Origin of the sequence: Merdimonas faecis (assembly GCF_001754075.1) — a bacterium.
In the GTDB taxonomy this organism is placed as follows: domain Bacteria; phylum Bacillota; class Clostridia; order Lachnospirales; family Lachnospiraceae; genus Merdimonas; species Merdimonas faecis.
The window spans coordinates 82,332-103,578 of the sequence record NZ_MIEH01000001.1 but is presented as its reverse complement, the minus strand read 5'-3'; the positions used below and the strand labels follow the sequence as shown (position 1 = coordinate 103,578).

General features: G+C 49.7%; 18 protein-coding genes. All 18 read right to left on the bottom strand.

The window, feature by feature from the left end; genetic code table 11:
- Window positions 1-2: 2 nt before the first annotated feature.
- The gene (locus BKD12_RS00530) at window positions 3-1,535 is read right to left on the bottom strand and encodes a DUF1538 domain-containing protein (RefSeq protein WP_070087443.1); all 1,533 of its coding nucleotides are present in this window, start codon (window positions 1,533-1,535) and stop codon (window positions 3-5) included.
- A complete protein-coding gene (locus BKD12_RS00525; RefSeq protein WP_070087442.1) occupies window positions 1,536-2,441 on the bottom strand; it encodes a dihydroorotate dehydrogenase in 906 nt (301 codons plus the stop codon).
- Window positions 2,441-3,220 (bottom strand): dihydroorotate dehydrogenase electron transfer subunit, encoded by a 780-nt coding sequence (locus BKD12_RS00520; protein WP_070087441.1) that lies wholly within the window; start codon window positions 3,218-3,220, stop codon window positions 2,441-2,443. The genes BKD12_RS00525 and BKD12_RS00520 overlap by 1 nt, the downstream gene beginning before the upstream one ends.
- A 96-nt stretch (window positions 3,221-3,316) precedes the next feature.
- On the bottom strand, window positions 3,317-4,240 hold the full coding sequence (gene pyrF, locus BKD12_RS00515) for an orotidine-5'-phosphate decarboxylase (protein ID WP_070087440.1): 924 nt from the start codon (window positions 4,238-4,240) through the stop codon (window positions 3,317-3,319).
- 1 nt (window position 4,241) lies between these two features.
- Window positions 4,242-5,540, bottom strand: a complete 1,299-nt coding sequence (locus tag BKD12_RS00510) for a dihydroorotase (RefSeq protein WP_070087439.1) — start codon at window positions 5,538-5,540, stop codon at window positions 4,242-4,244.
- Window positions 5,541-5,647: 107 nt separating this feature from the next.
- Window positions 5,648-6,805, bottom strand: coding sequence for a S41 family peptidase (locus BKD12_RS00505; protein ID WP_070087438.1), 1,158 nt, complete (start codon window positions 6,803-6,805; stop codon window positions 5,648-5,650).
- A gap of 35 nt (window positions 6,806-6,840) precedes the next feature.
- The gene (locus BKD12_RS00500; protein ID WP_070087437.1) at window positions 6,841-7,953 is read right to left on the bottom strand and encodes a murein hydrolase activator EnvC family protein; all 1,113 of its coding nucleotides are present in this window, start codon (window positions 7,951-7,953) and stop codon (window positions 6,841-6,843) included.
- A gap of 18 nt (window positions 7,954-7,971) precedes the next feature.
- The gene (gene ftsX, locus BKD12_RS00495) at window positions 7,972-8,880 is read right to left on the bottom strand and encodes a permease-like cell division protein FtsX (protein ID WP_070087436.1); all 909 of its coding nucleotides are present in this window, start codon (window positions 8,878-8,880) and stop codon (window positions 7,972-7,974) included.
- A complete protein-coding gene (ftsE, locus tag BKD12_RS00490; protein ID WP_070087435.1) occupies window positions 8,870-9,556 on the bottom strand; it encodes a cell division ATP-binding protein FtsE in 687 nt (228 codons plus the stop codon). Before ftsE ends, ftsX begins: the two co-directional genes overlap by 11 nt.
- Before the next feature lie 16 nt (window positions 9,557-9,572).
- Window positions 9,573-10,661, bottom strand: coding sequence for a PucR family transcriptional regulator (locus BKD12_RS00485; protein ID WP_070087434.1), 1,089 nt, complete (start codon window positions 10,659-10,661; stop codon window positions 9,573-9,575).
- Between the two features lie 145 nt (window positions 10,662-10,806).
- Window positions 10,807-11,478 (bottom strand): WecB/TagA/CpsF family glycosyltransferase, encoded by a 672-nt coding sequence (locus tag BKD12_RS00480; RefSeq protein WP_070087433.1) that lies wholly within the window; start codon window positions 11,476-11,478, stop codon window positions 10,807-10,809.
- Window positions 11,479-11,593: 115 nt separating this feature from the next.
- The gene (locus BKD12_RS00475; protein WP_070087432.1) at window positions 11,594-11,800 is read right to left on the bottom strand and encodes an alpha/beta-type small acid-soluble spore protein; all 207 of its coding nucleotides are present in this window, start codon (window positions 11,798-11,800) and stop codon (window positions 11,594-11,596) included.
- Between the two features lie 87 nt (window positions 11,801-11,887).
- A complete protein-coding gene (locus tag BKD12_RS00470; protein ID WP_070087431.1) occupies window positions 11,888-12,076 on the bottom strand; it encodes a PspC domain-containing protein in 189 nt (62 codons plus the stop codon).
- Complete coding sequence (locus BKD12_RS00465; protein ID WP_070087430.1) at window positions 12,066-12,917, bottom strand: DUF4097 family beta strand repeat-containing protein; 852 nt, start codon at window positions 12,915-12,917, stop codon at window positions 12,066-12,068. The genes BKD12_RS00470 and BKD12_RS00465 overlap by 11 nt, the downstream gene beginning before the upstream one ends.
- A gap of 3 nt (window positions 12,918-12,920) precedes the next feature.
- Window positions 12,921-13,625: an HAAS signaling domain-containing protein gene (locus BKD12_RS00460; RefSeq protein ID WP_070087429.1), complete on the bottom strand. Its 705-nt coding sequence runs from the start codon at window positions 13,623-13,625 to the stop codon at window positions 12,921-12,923.
- The gene (locus tag BKD12_RS00455; RefSeq protein ID WP_070087428.1) at window positions 13,622-13,945 is read right to left on the bottom strand and encodes a PadR family transcriptional regulator; all 324 of its coding nucleotides are present in this window, start codon (window positions 13,943-13,945) and stop codon (window positions 13,622-13,624) included. Before BKD12_RS00455 ends, BKD12_RS00460 begins: the two co-directional genes overlap by 4 nt.
- A 202-nt stretch (window positions 13,946-14,147) precedes the next feature.
- The gene (gene addA, locus BKD12_RS00450) at window positions 14,148-17,744 is read right to left on the bottom strand and encodes a helicase-exonuclease AddAB subunit AddA (protein ID WP_070087427.1); all 3,597 of its coding nucleotides are present in this window, start codon (window positions 17,742-17,744) and stop codon (window positions 14,148-14,150) included.
- Entirely contained in the window at window positions 17,735-21,112 is a 3,378-nt protein-coding gene (gene addB, locus BKD12_RS00445) for a helicase-exonuclease AddAB subunit AddB (RefSeq protein ID WP_070087426.1), read from the bottom strand. Before addB ends, addA begins: the two co-directional genes overlap by 10 nt.
- Window positions 21,113-21,247 lie beyond the last annotated feature (135 nt).

The window sequence follows — 21,247 nt, the reverse complement described above, 5'->3', positions numbered from 1 at the left end:
TCCTATAATTCTATGATGTCGTCATCCGCCCAGGTATCCAGATAGGACGCCTCCACCAGTCCGCTGTCTTCTGTATGTTCAGACCGGTATTTATAGATTGCACCCATTACCTGGATCGTGATCAGCGGCGTCATGGCTACCATAGCCACCACTCCAAAGGCATCCTGTACGATATTTCCTCCCACTGCCTGACACGCCCCCATAGCAAAGGGCAGAAGGAAAGTGGCCGTCATTGGTCCGGAAGCGACACCGCCAGAGTCAAACGCAATAGCTGTAAAAATTTTCGGTACGAAAAAAGACAGACAAAGAGCTATAAAATATCCCGGAAGGATAAACCAGAAAATCGAGATTCCTGTCAGCACCCGGATCATGGCAAGGCCAATAGAGGCTGCCACCCCCAGAGAAAGGCTTAGTCCCATAGCTTCTCCTGAAATCGCCCCTGACGTGATTTCCTCCACCTGCTCCTTCAGCACGTAAACTGCCGGCTCGGCCTTAACGATAAAATATCCGATCACCATACCAATTGGGATCAGCACCCAGCGGTAGGAAAGCCCTGCAATCGTCTCCCCCAGATAGTTTCCTGCAGGCATAAACCCGACGTTAACGCCGGTCAGGAATAATACCAGCCCTACATAGGTATATAGGATTCCGATTACAACCTTCAGAAGGGCACGTCCCTTCATTTTCAGGGAAATGATCTGAAAAACCGCAAAGAAAGCCACGATCGGCAGCAGCGAAATTGCAATCTCCTCGATATACTGTGGCAGACCGGTAGCAAAATATTTCCAGAGTTCTACCGAATCCCGGATCACCGGAATCTCTGACGGTGTGTAGGCCGTGTTTTCCGGGTGATATAAAAGCCCCAGCAAAAGGACAGCCAGAATCGGGCCAATGGAGCACAGCGCCACCAGACCAAAACTATCGTCCTCCGCGTGTTTATCGCTTCGCACTGCGGCAAATCCCACACCCAGCGCCATGATAAATGGTACTGTCATGGGGCCGGTCGTGACTCCGCCCGAATCAAATGCAACGGATATAAAATCATCCGGCACAAAAAAAGCTAATGCAAATATCAGGAGATAAAATATAATCAGAAGCATCCGTAATGTTTTCGAAAACAGCATACGGAGCATTGCAATCATCAGAAAGACTCCCACACCTGCTGCCACTGCAACGATCAGTACAGCATTGGGAACGGACGGAACCTGTTCCGCAAGCACCTGCAGATCCGGCTCCGATATCGTAATGACAAACCCTAAAACGAAACAAAGAAGCAAAACAATTCCAAGCTTCCGGGACTGTGCGATCCTGGTGCCGATCCTTTCTCCTACCGGCGTCATCGCCAGCTCAGCTCCCAGTGTAAAAAACATCATCCCAACGATCAGCATCACTGCCCCAAACAAAAACAAAAGAAGTATACTGGGCGGGATTGGTGCGATCGTAAAACTTAACAGCAATACAATTCCTATTGTGGGAGACACTGCTGTCAGGGCCTCCCTCAGTTTCTCTGCAAATCTATTCTGGTATAAATTCATCTATTCACGCACCCCTCCAATCAGATCATGAATATCTTCAATTCCGTATTGTTCCATATAGTGCTCGATGCCTTCCACGACCTTTTCTGCAGTCTGCGGATCTGCAAAATTAGCTGTTCCCACCGCGACGGCCGTGGCTCCCGCAAGGATCATCTCTATCGCGTCCTCAGCCGTAGCGATGCCTCCCATGCCGATCACCGGGATCTTGACTGCCTGCGCCGTCTGATAGACCATGCGCACGGCAACCGGATGGATAGCCGGACCCGACACCCCGCCAGTCTTATTGGCCAGTGCAAATGTCCGCCTGTGGATATCTATTTTCATGCCTGTCAGCGTATTGATCAGCGATACCGCATCGGCTCCTCCGGCCTCTGCTGCTCTGGCAATCTCAGTAATATCCGTTACATTGGGGGTCAGCTTCATAATCACCGGCTGCTTTGCCAGCTTTTTGATCTGTGCCGTCAGCGTCTCTACATTCCTGGCATCCTGTCCAAAAGCCAGAAAACCGGCATTGACATTTGGACAGGAAATGTTGATCTCCATCATATCAATTGGCTCATCTGCCAGACGCTCCACCACCGCCAGGTATTCTTCCGGCGCATGTCCGCACACATTTACAATGATCTTTGTGTCATATTTCCGAAGAAACGGAATATCTCTCTCGCAGAACACATCCACTCCCGGATTCTGGAGGCCGATGGCATTCATCATGCCGCCGTAGACCTCTGCCACGCGGGGCGTCGGGTTTCCGGCCCACGGCACATTTGCCACGCCCTTGGTCGTCACCGCGCCCAGCCGGTTCAGATCCACATACTCTGAAAATTCCTCCCCGGATCCGAAGGTCCCGGAGGCTACTGTCACAGGATTTTTCCATTCCACACCTGCAATATTGATTTTCGTATTCATCAGATTTCCACCTCCGAAGCCAGGAAAACTGGTCCGTCTTTGCAGACCCGTTTGTTATGCACATTGCTGTGCGCATCCTTTTCTTTGCTTTTGCACACGCAGCCCAGGCAAGCACCGATCCCGCAGGCCATGCGCTCCTCCAGGGAAATATAACATTCAATTCCATGCCCGGCCGCATAATCCTTGATCGCACGCAGCATCGGCGTCGGTCCGCAGGCATAGATGATATCAGCATCCAGATGGTTTTCCCTGACGGCATCCATCACATTTCCTTTTGTCCCTACGCTTCCGTCTTCCGTCGAAATATACAGCTCTCCATTCCGGGAAAATTCATCCCGCAGAAAAGTCTGTTCATCCCGGTATCCTACAACAATCTGCTTTTTTTCACATTTCATCTGCTTGGCAAGCTCCAGGATCGGCGGCACTCCAATGCCTCCGCCCATCAGGAAAGCACGCTTTTCTTCTGCCTTTTCCACCGGGAAGCCGTTGCCAAGAGGACCCACAAGCCAGATCCCGTCTCCGGCTCCAAGCCTGGAAAACTGCTCTGTTCCCGTATCCGGTCCCGTCACACGGTACACCACGCGCAGCGCCTGACCTTCCCTGTCTATCTCACAGATGCTGATCGGACGCGGCAGGAGCTTCGTCCCGTCCTCCGTGTACATCGAGATAAACTGGCCTGGCCGCGCCTCCGCCGCCGCATCCGTACGGATCCACATACTAAAAATCCCTGCAGCCAGCGATTCCTGCGAAATCACCGCCGCACGTTCCTTCTTCTTCATCTGAAATCTCCTTTCGGGGACACCCTGTTTGTCGGTTGGGGACACCCTGTTTGTCAATTGGGGACGTACACCTTTTGCGTTTGTCTACGTCCCCTGTTAACCATTTAACGCTCCGCTGATGTCAGCGATCATGTCCTCCACCGCAGCCCTGGACGCGTCTCCGAAGGCCTCGGCTCCGAAGGATGCGTACTTTTCCTGCTTATATGCCGCAATGATGCCGCGTGAGGAATTGATGATGGCTCCCAGGCCGTCCTCATTGAAGAAATGCACCAGGTCTTTGCCCTGTCCTCCCTGAGCGCCATAGCCCGGCACCAGGATGTAGGCTTTCGGCATGATCTTACGCAGTACCTTTCCCATTTCCGGATAGGTTGCGCCTACAACGGCTCCGATATAGCTGTAGGAACATCCCATGCACTCCTGGCCCCATTCATTCACCTTCTCACCTACCAGCTCATAGAGCGGACGTCCGTCGATCAGCTGATCCTGAAATTCTCCGCTGGACGGATTGGATGTTTTTACCAGGATGAAAAGGCCTTTCTGTTCTTTCTTGCATACCTCCACAAAGGGCTTTACACCGTCAGATCCCAGATAAGGGTTGACCGTCACAAAATCCTCATCGAACGGTGCGTAAGTATTGCTTCCCACCTGTACTTTTCCGATATGTCCTGTTGCGTAAGCCGCAGAAGTAGATCCGATGTCTCCGCGCTTGATATCGCCAATGACTACCAGCCCCTTCTCCTTACAGTAATCCACAGTCTTTTTAAACGCCACAAGCCCCGGGATCCCAAACTGCTCGTACATCGCAATCTGAGGCTTCACTGCCGGGATCAGATCATAGGTCTTGTCCACGATTTCTTTATTGAACTGCCAGATGGCCTCCGCTGCTCCTTCCAGCGTCTCGCCGTACTCTGCATACGCTTTTTTCTGTACATGCTCCGGCACATAGCTGAGCATCGGGTCTAATCCTACTACGATAGGCGCCCCTGTTTTCTTAATATTGGCTACTAACTGATCAATCACCTTATTTTCCTCCTGTCAATGCCTGATTTTCGTATACAACTTCTCCGTCCACCAGAGTGTATTTCACATCTCCGGTCACTTCCCGTCCGTCAAAAGGTGTATTTTTTCCTTTCGACAAAAATGTAGTCTTGTCGATCCGGTAGATCCGTTTCGGATCAAACACCACAAGGTCTGCGTCCATTTCTTCTGATACAGAGCCTTTCTCTGCAAGGCCCAGGATCTTTGCCGGATTATAGCTCATCTTCTCTGCCATATCCATGATACTCAAAATCCCTGTCTTTACAAGCTCTGTATAAGTCAGCGCCGCCGACGTCTCCAATCCTACGATTCCAAACGGCGCATCCATCATGGACTGACTCTTTTCTTCCTCTCCGTGAGGGGCATGATCTGTCGCGATCACATCCATAACGCCGTCTTTCAATCCTTTCCGGAGTGCTTCTACGTCTTCCCGGCTCCGAAGCGGCGGATTCATCTTAAAATTAGCGTCGTCCTCCCTGATGTCATCTGCACTCAGGGTAAAATGGTGCGGACACACCTCGCCGGTCACCGGCAGGCCTTCTTCCTTTGCCAGACGGATCATCTCTACGCTGTCCGCCGTTGAGCAGTGGCACAGATGAAGCCTCACACCTGTCTCCTTTGCCAAAAGAATGTCTCTTGCCGCGATCACGTCCTCTACCGAATTCGTGATACCGGGAAGCCCCAGCCGCTTTGCGTTTTCATCCGCGTTCATGACGCCGCCCTCCACCATCGTGATATCCTCACAGTGGGCAAAGACAGACACTCCGTTTTTCTTTGCTTCCTTCATTCCTTTCCGATACAAAGAGGCATTCATAACAGATTTGCCGTCTTCGCTGATGGCATGGCATCCGGCCTTCGCCATCCCGGCAATATCTGCCAGTTCCTTGCCTGACTGTCCCATAGTCACGGCTCCGATCTGGATTACATGTGCGGGGGAAACCTCCCTGGCCCTTTTATGAACATCTTCCACTTTTTCTCCGGAGTCGATCACCGGTCTGGTATTCGGCATCGCACATACGGTGGTGACTCCCCCTCTGACCGCTGCTTTTCCGCCCGTCTCCAGAGTCTCCTTATAGGTCAGCCCCGGATCCCGGAAATGTACATGCAGGTCGATAAATCCCGGCATCACATAGCAGCCGGACGCATCTAAGATCCTGTCCGCTTCATCCTGGAGGGATACGCCAACCTTTCTGATCTTTCCATCCGCGACCAGCACATCACATACCTCGTCCCGTTTTGTCAGCGGATCCACCACGTGTCCGTTTTGGATTAAAATTGTCATATCTGCTTTCCTTTCCCTTGAAAATCTTTCGGATATTTCTATCAAAATTCCACATTTAGTTTATTTTAACATAGGGGGCGCAGAAAAGAAAAGGCTAATTCCATTTCTTATTGTTCTTCTTTCATCACTTCCAGCGCTTTTTCCAGCTGATTATCGGCTTCGGGATTATTCTCGTCCGCTTCATATTCCACTTCCACATCGGGAGTAATGCCTTCGCCGTCAATGCTTCGCCCGTTGGGCGTAAAATACTCTGCAATGGTCAGTTTCACACTGGTGCCGTCTCCCAGATCAAAAATCTGCTGAACCACACCTTTTCCGTAGGTCTGTGTACCTACAATCTTGCCGATCCCATAATCCTGAATGGCGCCTGCATAGATTTCAGAAGCGCTGGCACTGTTTCCATTAACCAACACCACCATCGGCACATTGATCTGATGTTCATCATCGGATGTGGCAGTTTCCCGCTTTCCGTCTTTATCCTCGGTGTACACAATCGTTCCCTTCGGCAAAACCATATCCAGCATTTCACACACGGTATTCAGATTGCCGCCCGGGTTGTTCCTAAGATCCACGATCAGCCCTGTCATTCCCTGATCCGTCAGTTTGTTCAGCGCCTCTTCGTACTGTGCATAGGTCACAGAATCAAATTCCGATACAGAAAGATATCCGGTCTGCCCCTCCAGCATCTCGTATTTTACCGTCTGAGCCTCCACAGTATCCCTGGTAGCAGTCACTGTAATCTCTTCCGCATCCTCTCCGCGAAGTACGGTCAGATCCACATCTGTCCCCTTCTCTCCCTTAATATAGGTCACCACTTCGGAGAGATCCATACCTGTCACCTCTATGTCACCGACCTTCGTCAGGATATCATTGTCCTTTAACCCCGCCTTCGCAGCCGGAGAACCCTCATAAATCTGAACCAGAGTGATCACACCGCTCTCCAGATCCTGGCTTAGAACCGCACCGATCCCACTGTATTCCCCTTCCGTCGTCTCATAGAGATCCTTTGTCTCCTCTTCGTTGTAATATACGGAATAAGGATCTTCAAGTCCCTGGATATAGCCCTTGTAAATGCCCTCCTCCAACGCTTCCTCATCCACGTCTCCAATATAGTTTTCATCGATCAGCCCTTTCAGTACCGATAGCTTTTCCTCCGAAGAGGCGTCCTCTGAAAGTCTGATCCCGCAGGAAACAACTCCTGTCCCACATAACATAATGAGGGCGCCAAAAAGCGCCCCCTGTAAAAAATTCTTTTTTGCTTTCATTGAATTCTTCCCATCCAAAACTAATGATCCTGATTTTAGAAATAATTCTGCGGATTCACCGGCACGCCGCCCTGCTCTACCTGGAAATGAAGGTGCGGACCGGATGAATTTCCCGTACTTCCAACGGTTGCAATATTCTGTCCTTTGCTGACCGACTGTCCGGATGATACAAAAATCTGATTACAATGCATATAGGTTGTAGTCAGGCCATTCCCATGATTGATCGTGATCATATTACCTGCATTTCCACTATATGCCGCAAACACCACCGTTCCACTCGCTGCCGCATAGATCGGCGTTCCCGTACCTGCCGCAAAGTCCATTCCCTTGTGGTTCGTGCTGGCACCCGGAATCGGCTGCTCCCGGTATCCGAAATAGCTGGAAATGTACGTATATCCCGGGCACGGATGTGTAAAGGTGCCGTTTCCTGTGATCACGGATCCACCGCCGCCATTCGGCACATATCCGCTGCTGGACTCACTCTGCTTACGCTGAGCCGCCGCAGCCGCTTCCTCAAGCTCTGCCAGCTTTGCATTGGTATCGCCAAGCTGACTGTCCAGCTCGCTGATCTGGGCTTCTTTCTCGGACACCAGCGTAGATACCTCTTCCTGCTTGCTGATCAGCTCATCCTGCATATCGCCCATCTCATCGTATTCTTTCTGGATCTCGGCTTCCTGCTGCTCCACATCCTCTACAACAGCCTGAAACTCATCCAGCATATCTCTGTCATATTCAGAAATTGTACTGATATACTCTGCCTTGTTCAGGAAATCCGCAATCGTCTGAGACTCCAGAAGGATCTCTATGAACTGAACATTTCCGTTCTCATACATATATTTGATCCGCTTCTTCATATCCTCATACTGATTGTTTTCCTCGACCTTTGCCTGAACCAGCTCTTCTTCTTTTGCAGTAAGCTCTTCTTCCTTCGCCTCGATATTTTTCTGGATCTCCTCCATATCTGCGGCGATCGACTCCAGCTGCGCCGCCAGCGAGGCTTTCTCGTCCTCTGCCGCCTTCTTTTGATTCTGCAGCTGCGATGCTTTCTCTCTTGTCTCATTCAGCTCGGAAGCATCCGCCTGGATCCCGAGCCCCAGGCACATCGTACATGTCAGTGCCAGACTCATGATTCGCTTTGTACGTATCATATGTATCCCCCTTTAAAATTATACTCTCAGGTGCTTACGAATGGTAAAGAAACTTCCTACAAAACCGATTCCGACTCCTAACGCAATGCCAATCGGGAGAAGGGTCCGGTAAATACTCATAACAGGCAGGAAATCAATAATATTATTTAACAGGCTAAATCTTGTCATCACATAAGCCACAGCCTTGTCATACATAAAGTACAGCAGCACCAGAGGGATCACTGCACCAACAACACCGATTAAAAGACCTTCGATCACGAACGGCGCCCGGACAAAACTGTCTTTCGCCCCGATATATTTCATGATCGCAATCTCCTCCCGCCGGACTGTAATACCCATAGTAACAGTGTTGCTGATCAGGAAGATTGATACCGCCAGCAAGATGGCGATGATCGCAATGGATACATATCCTACCAGACGGTTTACGCTTGTCAGGGTCCTTGCCACCACATCCGAGCGGTTTACGCTCCTGACTCCGTCCAGACTCTCTGCAAATTTTACTACGTCAGACTGCTTGGACACATCTGACATATATACTTCATAGTTATCGGAATTCGCAAGCGGATTATCTGTCTGGAACCCTTCCGCAAGCTCTGCATTGTCGCCAAAATATTCTTCCTGGAACTGGCTCCATGCATCATCAGCGCTGACATAGTTGACTTCCAGCACTCCGTCTGCCGCCTCCAGCTGTGCGCCGATCTCTTCTTTCTGTTCATCTGTGGCATCCTCTTCAAAAAAAACGGTGATCGCCACGCCTTCCTCGGCTTTCTCCACAATATAATTAAAATTTACCACAATGGAATAGAACAGACCAAAGAGGAAAATACACGCCGCCATCGTAGCGATGGAAGCAATGGAGAACAACTTATTTCTTCCGATGTTCTTTACCCCTTGTTTCATCGAATACCCTATTGTACTAATTCTCATTATTATACCCACCTTTTTTCTCGTCGTTTACAATGACTCCCTTTTTCATGGTAACGACGCGCTTTTTCATCTCGTTTACGATTTCCTGGTTATGTGTAACGACCAGCACGGTTGTTCCCCGGTTGTTCGCTTCCTCCAGAAGCTTCATGATCTCCCATGAATTTGTCGGATCCAGGTTACCGGTCGGCTCGTCGGCCAGCAGGATTGCCGGTTCGTTTACAATAGCTCTTGCGATGGCAACACGCTGCTGTTCTCCCCCTGAGAGCTCCTTTGGAAATGATTTATATTTCTGTGCAAGGCCAACCAAGGAAAGTGCTGCCGGCACCTTTTTCTTGATTACCCTGGTGGATTTCTCTGTAACTCTCTGTGCGAAAGCAATATTCTCATAAATATTACGGTCCTTCAGAAGGCGGAAATCCTGGAATACAACACCGATGCCTCTTCTGTACATCGGAATCTTCCGGTGTTTCAGCCTGCTTAAATCCTGGCCGTTGACAATAATCTTCCCTGACGTAGGCTCCAGCTCCTTTAAGATCAGACGAATCAGCGTAGACTTTCCCGATCCGCTGTCACCCACGATAAAGACGAACTCTCCCTGATCGACTTTCAGATTGATGCCGTTCAGGGCTGCAACCCCTTTTGAGTACTCTTTCGTAACTTCTTTTAATTCAATCATACTTTCCTCCTGATTATCAATACTCCAGAGACTCCATATACTTCATATATTTTACTACCATCAGGGCAATCTTAAATGTGATTGCATCTTCGAACACGCGAAGATCAAGCCCCGTGCTTTTCTGGAGCTTGTCAAGCCGGTACACAAGTGTGTTCCTGTGAATATAAAGTTGTCTGGATGTCTCCGATACGTTCAGATTATTCTCGAAGAACTTATTGATCGTTGTCAACGTCTCTTCATCGAAATCATCTGGCGATTTTCCCTCAAAAATCTCACGTATAAACATCTTGCAGAGCGGAATCGGAAGCTGATAGATCAGCCGGCCAATTCCCAAAGCACTAAAGGCAATCACTTTTTTCTCCCCGCAGAAGATCTTGCCCACATCCAGTGCCAGTTTCGCCTCTTTATAAGACTTCGACACCTCTTTGATATCACCAACGATGGTGCCATAGGCGATCAGAACATCTTCTCCCTCTTCTTCCTTCAGCATAGAATACAGGTTCTGCGCTGTCTTTTCCAGTTCCGGATACCCGTCCCCGTCCTCTAACTCCTTCACAACGATAATGTTCTTTTCATCTACCGCCGTCACGAAATCCCTGGTTCGGTTCCCCAGCATCCCTCTGACACTGTCCAGTGTATTACTGTCCTTTTCATGCTTTGTCTCAATTATAAAGATAACACGTCTGACCTCTGTGTCAATATGTAATTTTTTGGCGCGGTTATAAATGTCCACTAAAAGCAGGTTATCCAACAACAAATTTTTGATAAAATTATCCTTGTCAAACCGCTCTTTATATGCCACCAATAGATTCTGAATCTGAAATGCCGCAATTTTTCCAACCATGTAGACATCATCGCTCTCGCCGCCAGCCATCAGAATATATTCCAACTGATGCTCATCAAAGATTTTAAAGAACTGGCATCCCTGTACTACCTGGCTGTCTGCGGGAGATTCTACAAAAGAAACCACTTCTTCTTCATAATTTGCCTGCTCTGATAATGTACTTGCCAGAGCCTTCCCGTCTGTGTCCATCACGCAGAAATCAATTCGTGTAATCCCTTTCAATCCTTCAATCGTATTTTGAAGTATTTGATTAGATATCATATGTCATCTCCTCCACCAGTTTCAATATACATTTTTCACAACAAAGTTGAAAAAGATGTGGTAAAAATGTATACTACACGATTTATCTTAATATATTTTACCAAAAAAATAAAGGGGAAATCGCAAATTTTTGTCAATTTCCTCTTTATTTTTGTTTTCTCTTCTCGATCTCTCTTTTAAAAATGTATTTTACCAGAAACTGGCCAAGCTTTCCTGACACAAAACTGTTCCTGCACACCGGAAGCGTACTCTTCCCGATTCCGAGGAAGGCCCGCACATCCAGAAGATTGCGGTTCCGGATAATAAAATCCTCTTGCAGCGGCGCAGATAAAGCTGCGATGACACAATCGACTTCTCCGCCGTTGATCGCATTGACCAGCATATCGTCTGCCCGGTTCTGCGCAGATACCTTTGCAAGGCCGGCCACCTGGATTCCTTCGTAATATTTCTGCAGATAATCAAAAAACGCCTGCCCTTCTTCCTCTGATTCCACCAGAAGATAGACTCTTTTATGATTTTTATGAAGATATCGCAAAAAGAGTTTCAGAAAAAGCTGTCCCTCTGTCTCCTGAAGATATTTTTTCTCCGTGACCTCCGCTGCTTCCAGGATAGTTCTGTCACCTGCCATCACCAGGTCAAACTTCCGGATCTCTCCTTTTAGTTCCGGCATCTCATCCATCTGCATCAATCCGTCCACCGTTACCATCTCCACAATGTTTACCGGCATGGACTCCATAAATCCAATGGTCTTTTTCAGGGCTTCTTTTGCGGTGCAGGTATCAATATCTACGTCTAAAACGCTAATTTTATGCTCCATGCTGTCACCCACTTACATATTTACCTTACCAGTTTTTCGATTATAGCAAATGGATATTTCCTTTTCAACTGTTATCACGAAATGTTCATACTTCTTAATATTTTTAATATTTTTGTTACTTTTTGTCCCTTTTTTTCTGCTCCTCTCTGCGGCGCCTGGTCATCAGGCCGCCAATCCGGCCTGTTTCTTTTGAGGAAAGGGATTTCCACCCTTCCGTCATCACCTGATCTAAAAGCCCAAGTTCCTCTGCAATCTCATATTTTAATTTTTCATCCTCCGTCAGATCCTTTATATTGACCGGACGATTACTCTTTTCTGCCATCAGCACCTGCCCCTTTCATTTTTTATCAGTATTGACAGGTGCCGCGTCATTTATACTTTTTAGTTCGGACCCTTTATCCGCGGTAATCTACGCGGGCTGATCCGGCATGATCACCGCTGCTATAAAATATGCCACGATCCCGCTGCCCGTGCATGCAAACAGGATCAGCAAAAGCCGGATAATGGTCGGGTCTACTCCAAAATATTCTCCCACTCCTCCGCACACCCCACATATAATGCGGTTCGTTCTTGAACGATATAATCTCTTAGTATCCATTATGATGTTCCTCCTTCCTTTCCATATGTCCGGTTCCATCAAAATCTATTACCGCGGATCCCGCGCCGCAGTCTATCTTGATCAGCCTTCCCGCATGATTATCAATTTCCTTTCTGGCTCCGAGTCCTGAAAAATCTTCCTGTCCGCACCTGACTTCACCAACTCCTACGCTGATATCATAATCATAATTTTCTTCCGGTCCTGTCAATGTAAATTCCAGGCTTCCGACTCCTACATCAGCGTCCAGTTCCTCTGCAGCACATCCACTGCCCGCAATATTGCCCACGCCACACTGAAGCCCCATCTTCTGTGCCTGAACATTCTGAAGCACCGCTTCACCTGTTCCCGCATCGACAGACATCTCGTTTGCATGAATCTCTTCTATGTAGAGGTTTCCAGCTCCAAGCTTCATGGAGATATCGTCCAGGGTCAGATCATTGGGTATATAAATGTAGATCGTACCGATCCCTACATTATTAATTCTCCACAAATGCTCCCTGGTAGTGATCTTTAATTCTGTGCCGTCCATACCGGACTCAAACCCAAGCTCCTCACTGATCCCGTCTGTCTCCACCGTCACTGCCGGCACGTCCGCAGGCAGGATCTTCACCGTCCCGGCATACACATAGGCATCGATCTTCTCCACGCCATTATAGGTTTCCCGTATATCTTCCGCATAGGTGACATCACTTTCATCCCGGACGATACCGATCCCGTCACCAATCCGGATTCTGATCCTGTCAGTGGTGACCCCAAGTGCCAGAGCAATCACACAGAATACAACGCCCACTCCTGCCAGGATCCCGCACACGATCCAGAAAATCTTCCATCCCTTTTTCATCCTTTACACCGCCCTTCTTTCAAAAGGTCTACGACAAATCCACACAATTCCCCGGCAAATGCCAGGAATCGCTACTGCACAAAGTTTTACCGCTGCCACTGACGCAGCTACTCCCACTACGGTCAGGATCAGCCCGATCCCCATCAACGCAAATCCTACCGCCAGATCCGGCACCAGGCAAAGGAGTCCTGAGATAAATAGCGCAACTCCTGTGATCACCACGACAACAGCGGCAATCACCAGGCCCAGAAAGACAGCGAACAGGCTGATCATAATCCCCAGCGCCAGACACAGAAGCCCGGCTCCCAGCGGAAGAAGAATCGGAAGCGCCAGAAGAATGAGCGCAATGATCAGAATAATCTTCAGCGTCCGGTCTGACTTCGGCTGTGACTGCTGCCCCGGAGGAGGCGTCTGCTGGTAATTCTGCTGTCCGGTCTGGCTTTGCCTTTGTTCTCCCTGCTGCCGGGTCTGCTCCTTGGTGGCCGGCATGTTGGGCTTTGTCTCTTCCTCCCTGAATCCCGCCATATCGGCTTTGATCTTTTCCGCCACCTTCGCAGGACTTTCCAGCTCCTCGATCACCTGCTGCTCCTGTTCCTCTCCGGCATCATCGAAATAATCATTATAATACTGCATCGCATCTTTTCTTTCCTCCACCGGAATATCCTGTAAAAGTGATGCCAGTTCTGTCATAAATTCAATCCGGTTCATACGGATGCACCTCCCTCAAAAATTTCACTGATCTTTCTGGAATAATTCTTCCATTCTTCATGATAGAGATTCAGCTGCGCCATTCCTCTTTCCGTCACCTTGTAGTAACGGCGGTTTCTCCCGTCAAACTGCCGGTCATAGACCTCCAGGCACTCATCTTTCTGGAGCCTGCGCAGTACGGGATACAGCGTGGACTCTGACACATCGATGGCTTTCCTGACGTCCTGCGTGATCTTATACCCGTAGGTTCCTTCCTTCTCCCGGGACACGACCGCCAGAACGATCGCATCCAGAAGCGCCGCTCCGGTGTTAAATACCATAGTCTCACTCCCTTACTGGTTTTATAATATCATTCATTTGTATAATATTATTTTCTTGCCTATATTATATGTCGTATAATATACTTTGTCAACGAATATTATAAAATATTTAAAAGGAGCATATAACTTGAAACACACGCAAAAGACCCCTGCCGCACAAGACACGGCAAGGGCCTTTCCTTTAGGATTATTTTTGCATCCTTTATATTTGTATTTCTTTCTTCATAGTAAACGAATAAATGATCTTTTCTTTTACCTTTTTTCCTGTCATCTGTTCCAGCGCTTTTGCATAATAGTCCAGCTGAGTGTGATATTTTTCCGCCAGTTCCCGGGGCGAAAATATCTGATCCGTCTTATAGTCCAGCACCACCAGTTCACCCTCTTCCTCGAAATATGCATCGATGATACCCTGGACCAGAAGAAGCTCTCCTTCCGATTCTTCCGGATAAATCTCCCGTGCATCAACGCCAAGGACAAAGGGCTGTTCCCGATATAGAAGCCCTGCATTTGCCGCCTGCTTCATCCGCTCTCCACAGGAGCTTGAAAGAAAGGTCAGAAGCTCTTCTGCCCGGACACAGTCTGTCATTTCCTTCGTCATCCGGCCATCCATCCGATATCTTTCAAGAGCCTCTTCTATCGCGGATATTTCTGCCGGAGCCGTAAAATCCAATAATTCCATCGCCCGGTGGTAGGCCGTACCCCTGGACGCTCCGACCAGTGTCTCTTCCGCTTTTAAGAACTTGGGCAGAAGAGGCACCACATCCGGCTCCTCATATAGCTCTTCGCCCGTCTCCCAGGCTTCATCCTCAGCACTTTCCGCAAGATAGGCCCGCTTCTTCAGTTCTGATACGGTAAACTTCATCTTCTGATGACGGCTGGCCCCATAAGGATACTGATAGGCGAACTGCTCTTCCATCACCTTTTCTGCTTCCGAATCATAAGTAGTCCCCACGTCCCATTCTTCCAACATTCTGCGGGTAATCCGGCCGGCGATCTCTTCCTCCACAGCTTCTGCCGTAATCTCTTCCGGTCCGATGGCAAAGACGCACAGAGGCACATGTTCTTCACAGCCTAAAGCGGCAGGAAGAACCCAGTCCCAGAACGTAACTGCCCGGCTTCTCTTTGCAAAGGGAATCACTTCCTCCCCCTCACGGTTATTTTCATAGCCTGCTATCTTTTTTTTCACATCTGGAACCGTTCCGGTAATGATCAGTTTTTCCTTCGCCCTTGTCAGCGCCACATAGAGTACCCGAAGTTCCTCTCCTAAACTGTCCAGCGCTTCCTCCTTCTGAATCACCTTTTTTACCAGGCTGGGCGTCTTGGTCCGCTCCCCCAGGCGTACCGCATCCAGTCCGATTCCCATATGAAGATGCAGGGCCACGCTGCTCCTGGCATCCTGCATATTGAACCGTTTTCCCATTCCCGCCACAAAGACGACAGGGAATTCCAGTCCCTTACTCTTGTGGATGGTCATGATCCGCACGGTATCCGACTGCTCGTCCTCAATGCTGGCCTCCCCGTAGTCCACATTGTATTTCTTAAGCTGCTCCATGTATCTTACAAAATGAAACAGCCCCTTATAGCTTGCCGATTCAAAGGCCCTGGCCTTTTCGATCAGCATTTCTAAGTTGGCGCTTCTTTGCTCGCCTCCCGGCATGGCTGCCATATAGTCTACGAAGCCAGTCTCCTTCAAAATCTTCCAGATCAGCTCATGCATGGGCGTATAAGGGACCTGCTCTCTGAATCCGTCCATCTGCTCCAGTATACGCCTGAGCTTTCCGCCCAGTTCCTCATCTGCCTCCGGAAGAGACGGATAACTCTCCACCGCTTCATAAAACGGCTGCTCTTGGCAGGCTCCCCGGATCTTTGCCAGCTCTTCATCCGAGCACCCTCCGATGGGCGAAGCCAGCACTGCCGCAAGCGGAATATCCTGCTGCCGGTTGTCCAGCACCCGCAGGTAATCCAGCAAACTTGCGATCTCCCTCGCCGCAAAATATCCTTCCTTTGTGCCCGTGTGGGCCGGGATCCCCTCCCGGTTTAATTCCTCAGCCAGAACATCCGCATATCCCTGGATACTCCGGATCAGGATCACAATATCCGAATATCTTACAGGGCGAAGCATGCCGCTTCCCTTATCCGTCACCTGACCTTCTCTCATCAGGCGACGGATCCTTCCTGCGATCATACGGGCCTCAAGCGCCCGCTCTTCGCCTTTTGCTTCCTCTGCTCCTGTGTCTATCGCCCAGACCTCCGTATCCACTTCCGGTCCTTCCGGATAACTGGCCCCGGGATACAATGCCGCCTGATCGTCGTAGGTGATCCCGCCAAGATCCGACGCCATGATCTGTCGGAAGATCTGATTCACGCCATCCAGCACCTCTCCACGGCTTCTGAAGTTTTTATGCAGGTCGATCCTCTGGGTCTGGCTGTCTGAAATCGTGTAGGTGTGAAATTTTTCCATGAAAAGCTCAGGTCTCGATAACCGGAACCGGTAAATGCTCTGTTTCACGTCTCCCACCATGAACACATTGTACCGCCCTTCAGGCACAGTCGAAACACTGGTAAGAATCGTCTCCTGGATCAGATTACTGTCCTGATACTCATCAATCATGATCTCCCTAAACTGCTGTTGATACTCCTTTGCAATGGCCGAAGGCACAAATCTTCCGTCTTCTTTTTCCGTCAGGATCTGAAGCGCATACTGCTCCATGTCTGAGAAATCAATGAGATTCTGGCTCTCCTTCGCCTCCCGGAAACGTGCGGCAAACAGCTCTACAAGCTCTGCAAGCACCCGGACCGCCGGATGGCAGACCGCAAGATCCTCAAGCACCCCTTCTATATTCTGATAGTAATACTGGTCTTTCAGATCCTGGATCAGCTTTTTTACTTCTTCCCGCACCGCCTTTACATAGGCCGCCTTTTCTTCTGCCCCATCCTTTCTCCGGTTTGGCGCGAGTCTTTTAAACGAAAGGCTTTCCATCTTTTTCTGCAGGCCTTCATAGGTTTCCGTCTGCAAAAGCCCTTCCACCAGCATCAGGTCCTGCCGGATGTTCTCTTCATATGCCTGCGGCCCGTCTGCTTCCAGACACACCGAAAGAGCTCTCTGAAGCTCCCGTTTCCCATCTTCCAGATACTGCCTGGTGCGGGTCTTGATACGCTCTGCCAGCGGGCTTCTTTCGAAAACGTCTGCATTTTCCATCTCGTAGGCCCGGACGCAGTCTGAAAGCCATCCGGAGGAATCCGGATAACTCCTGGAAAATTCATAGATCTTCAGGATCCACTCCTCCAGCTTCCGGTCATTTTTTGTCCCTCCGTAGGCAGAGACGAAGTCAAGAAAATCCTCTTCTCCCTCCTGATATTTTTCTTCCAGGATCTCTTTCAGCACATCCTGCTGCAAAAGCTTTAATTCTCCCTCTTCTCCCACGCGGAATCCGGGATCCAGAGTGGTTGCATGAAAATGATCCCGGATCACCGACAGACAGAAGCTGTGGATCGTGGTGATCTGGGCATTGTGGATCAGAGTAGCCTGCTGGCTCAAGTGCTCGTTTTCCGGCTGTTCTTTTAATTTTTTTTCGATGGCGTCCCGGATCCGTTCCTTCATCTCCGCCGCTGCCGCCTCCGTAAATGTAACGATCAAAAGCTCATCTACGGAAACCAAAGGCTCATCTTTCGTCAGCATGGTGATGATACGTTCTACCAGCACCGCGGTCTTTCCGGATCCTGCCGCCGCAGAAACCAGGATATTGCGGTTCCGGAGATCTATCACTTTCTGCTGTTCTTCCGTCCAGGCTACTCCCATGTTTTTCCTACTCCTTTCATTGCTGCAATGGCTTCCTCCAGGCTCATTTTCCGGATCTTGCGATACTCATACCCGTTTAGCCGGGTGTCAAATCCGCAGATATTCCGGTATCCGCAGTAATCACAGCCCGTCTCCTGCCCGTTCCGATAGGGTCTTGGCTCTACCTCTCCTTTCAGGATCAGTTCATGGACACTTTTCACCTTCCCTACCGCATGCTGCATCATGACAGCAAATTCTTCCTCAGACACGGCCTTCGATGTTTTAGAAAGGCTTCCGTTTTTGTTATATTTCACCGGAACCACCAGAGATTCCCCTTCCATCCGGCGGTCCAGATGGGCCAGCACCTCGTCTTTACAGTTGATCACCCCGTCCGGCTTCAGCTCTTTTAGGATATCCTCCTGGATTTCTTCCCCGGAGTCTTCTGTTTTCTGCCGCTTATCCACCAGCGGATCCTCGATCCGGTAGTAAAAAACGCCTGCAGGGATCACTTCCTGGCCGGGGTGGCGTTTTGCCTCCAGCCCTACCGCCGCATCCAGATATACCATCAGCTGCAGCTGCAGGCCGTGGTAGAGCGCTGTCACATCAAAGGCTTTTTTTCCGGTCTTGTAATCCACAACCTTGACATAAACTTTGTCTCCATCTACACAGGTATCGATCCGGTCGATCTTTCCTCCCCGAAAGCGCATCTCATAGGCCGACGGGCGGAAGTCCCCGGCTTTAAGCTGTCTGGTCAGCGCCCAGACCGTACGCTCCAGCATCCTTTTGATCCTCACGATCATGTATTCATTGCGGGCGCTGCTGTAGAGCACGCTGTTTCCATAATCGGTCACGGCTTCTTCCACACTTTCATCAATATATGCTTTTCGGTCATTTTCTGAAAGGGTGGTCCAGTCCTTTTCCTCTTTCTCCAGCTTTCCTGAAAAGCGTTCCAGCGCGCCATGGCAGATATTCCCCAGATCCACTGCCTGGAAATCATATTCCTGACGTTCCTTAAGCCTGAGGCCATAGGTAAGGAAATGGGCAAACGCACAGGAGGAAAACCGCTCGATCCTGGTAATGCTGTCCTCAAACTTTTCTCCGTACAGCCGCCGGGCCGTCTCTTCCGTCAGAGGGTCTGACGGTCTCCGGTAAAACCCGGCGTCCAGAAGCCTGTCCGTTTTCTCCTTCCAGGCAGGATCGACACGGCTCTTCCGGTGAAGTTCCATCCATGCGCTGTCTACACCTCTCCCCAGACTGCCAAGCCCGTGGATCCATGCTTCCAGTCCCAGCCCTTCTGTCCACTCACGCTCTCCAAATCCTTTGGCTTCCTCATCCTGGAGCGCAAGGTCCGGATAGAGTCTGCGGATCTCCTGAATGAGATAAGAAGGCCTCAGGCTTTTTCCGTCCGATGATACCCTGCTGTAGAAAATCTCCAGCCTCTTAGACGGCTTGGTCAGGTTCATATAGAGATAAAATTTCTGTTCATAGGCCTTCTCTTTACCGCCCGGGGACAGGGACAGCTTTTCCCTTGAGAAACGGTCTCTGTCACGCTCGGACAGCAGCCCGGTACGCAGAAGGTTCCCGGGCAGATATACATCATTGGCGCCCACGAAAAAGAGCGCCTTGATATCTTTGAGCCTGGTCCTCTCCATATCTCCGGCCACCACCTGATCCGGGCTCGGCGGGATCACGCCCACTTTTGCCTCTTCAAGGCCGGCATCCAGAAGCTTTTCATACTCCTTAAGGCTCACCGGCTCCTCTCCCAAAAGCTCCACAAATTTGTCAAAGAGCTCGATCACGATCCGGTAAATCTGTGCATATTCTCTTGCCAACGCCTGCTCTCCTCTTTCCTGGAAGACTTCTTCCTGGACCTTCAATTTTTTCTGAAGTTCTTCCTGCACCAGGAATTCATAAAGGGCCATGGTAATATCCCGTACCGTTTTCTTTCGCTGCTTTAATACATATAACAGGCCGTCCACCTTTTCAACCAGCCTTACACGGCAGTGATTGAATACTTCCAGATCTTCTTCCGCAGTGTCCTTAAGCCTTCGGATCCACCGCTCCTGCCAGCGTTTGTACCCTTTGATCCCCAGCCCGATCACATAATTTTCCAGCGCATCTGTCTCCTCCATGGTAAAGCCGGACAGATTGGTACGAAGGAACCGGAAGACGCTTTCCGCTGTAAAGTTCTGCTCTGCCATGTTTAAAAGGCTGCGGATGTATTCCACAAACGGATTCAGAAGAATACTCTTTTTCTGGTCCATAAACACCGGAATCTCATAAACCTCAAAGGCCTGTTTCAGATAGTCGCCGTAAGCGCTCATATCGCTTACGATCACACCGATCTCCCGGTATCGGTAGCCTTCCTTCCGTACCAGCGACCGGATCTGCCCCGCCACTGCCATGGCTTCCGCCCTTGGGTTTCTTGCCACATGGATACCCACCGCCTGATCTTCTCCGGGGCAGGTGCTTTCTCCCTCTCCGGCATTTTTCCGATAACGGAACAGATTCCTCTCTAGGAAAGCCAGCGACGGATTATCAAGAAAGCGACGTACCGGCTGGCCATACAGATACACCGGCGTCAGGATTTCTGCCTTTGCCTGCCTGGCCAGTTCTGTAAGCCCGGTAGCCATGTGTTTGCTAAGCGCAAAAAGCTGATAGGGGTGACGGTAGGTGAAGGGATCCTCCCGCTCATCCATAGTCACCGTAACACAAAGCTTCCGGCAATGCTTCAAAAGCTCCAGCAAAAGCCGGTTCTGCACCGGGGTGAAACCGGTAAAGCCGTCCAGCACCACAGTGCTGTTTTTCAGCATTTCCGACCTCTCCACCTCCCGGCTTAGGACGTCCAGAAGCTCTTCCTTGGTGATATAGCGGCTTTCCAGATATTCCCGGAACCCGCGGTACAGAATCTTAAGATCCTGAAGCTTAAAGTAGAGCCTGGAATTTTCCCCCGCAGCCTCCATCACCTGGTCAATCTCTTCCTCTCCGATATCATACTGGGTAAATTCAGAAATGACCGACTTTACTTCACTGATATAGCCCAGCTTCTTCATATTTCCACGCAACACGCTGAGCTGATCTTCGTAGTCTCCGGCAATCTTTCTAAGCACCAGATTTTTCCCTTCATCATCCAGCACCGGAAGATTTCCGCCGCCGGTCTCCTCGAACACCCGATAGGCAAGTCTTCCGAAGCTCAATACATCGATATTCATGATCCCATGGCGCGGATGCATCGCCACCAGATCCTTCTGAGTCTGCATGGTAAACTGCTCCGGCACCAGCACCAGGAATTTCTGCTTGGGATGCTCCATGGATTCCTTGATCACACTTTGATATAATTCATAGGATTTACCTGAACCCGAAGGTCCGAAAATAAATTGTAATGACATAATTCCTCCCAGCTGTCAGCTAAACTCTTGTTTCATTCTATCACGATATGATTTTTCTCTCAACGCACTTTCCGGAAAAGGAACCCACACTTTCGGCAAAAGGACTTCACAAAGGAACCGGCTGCTGCCGGAAAA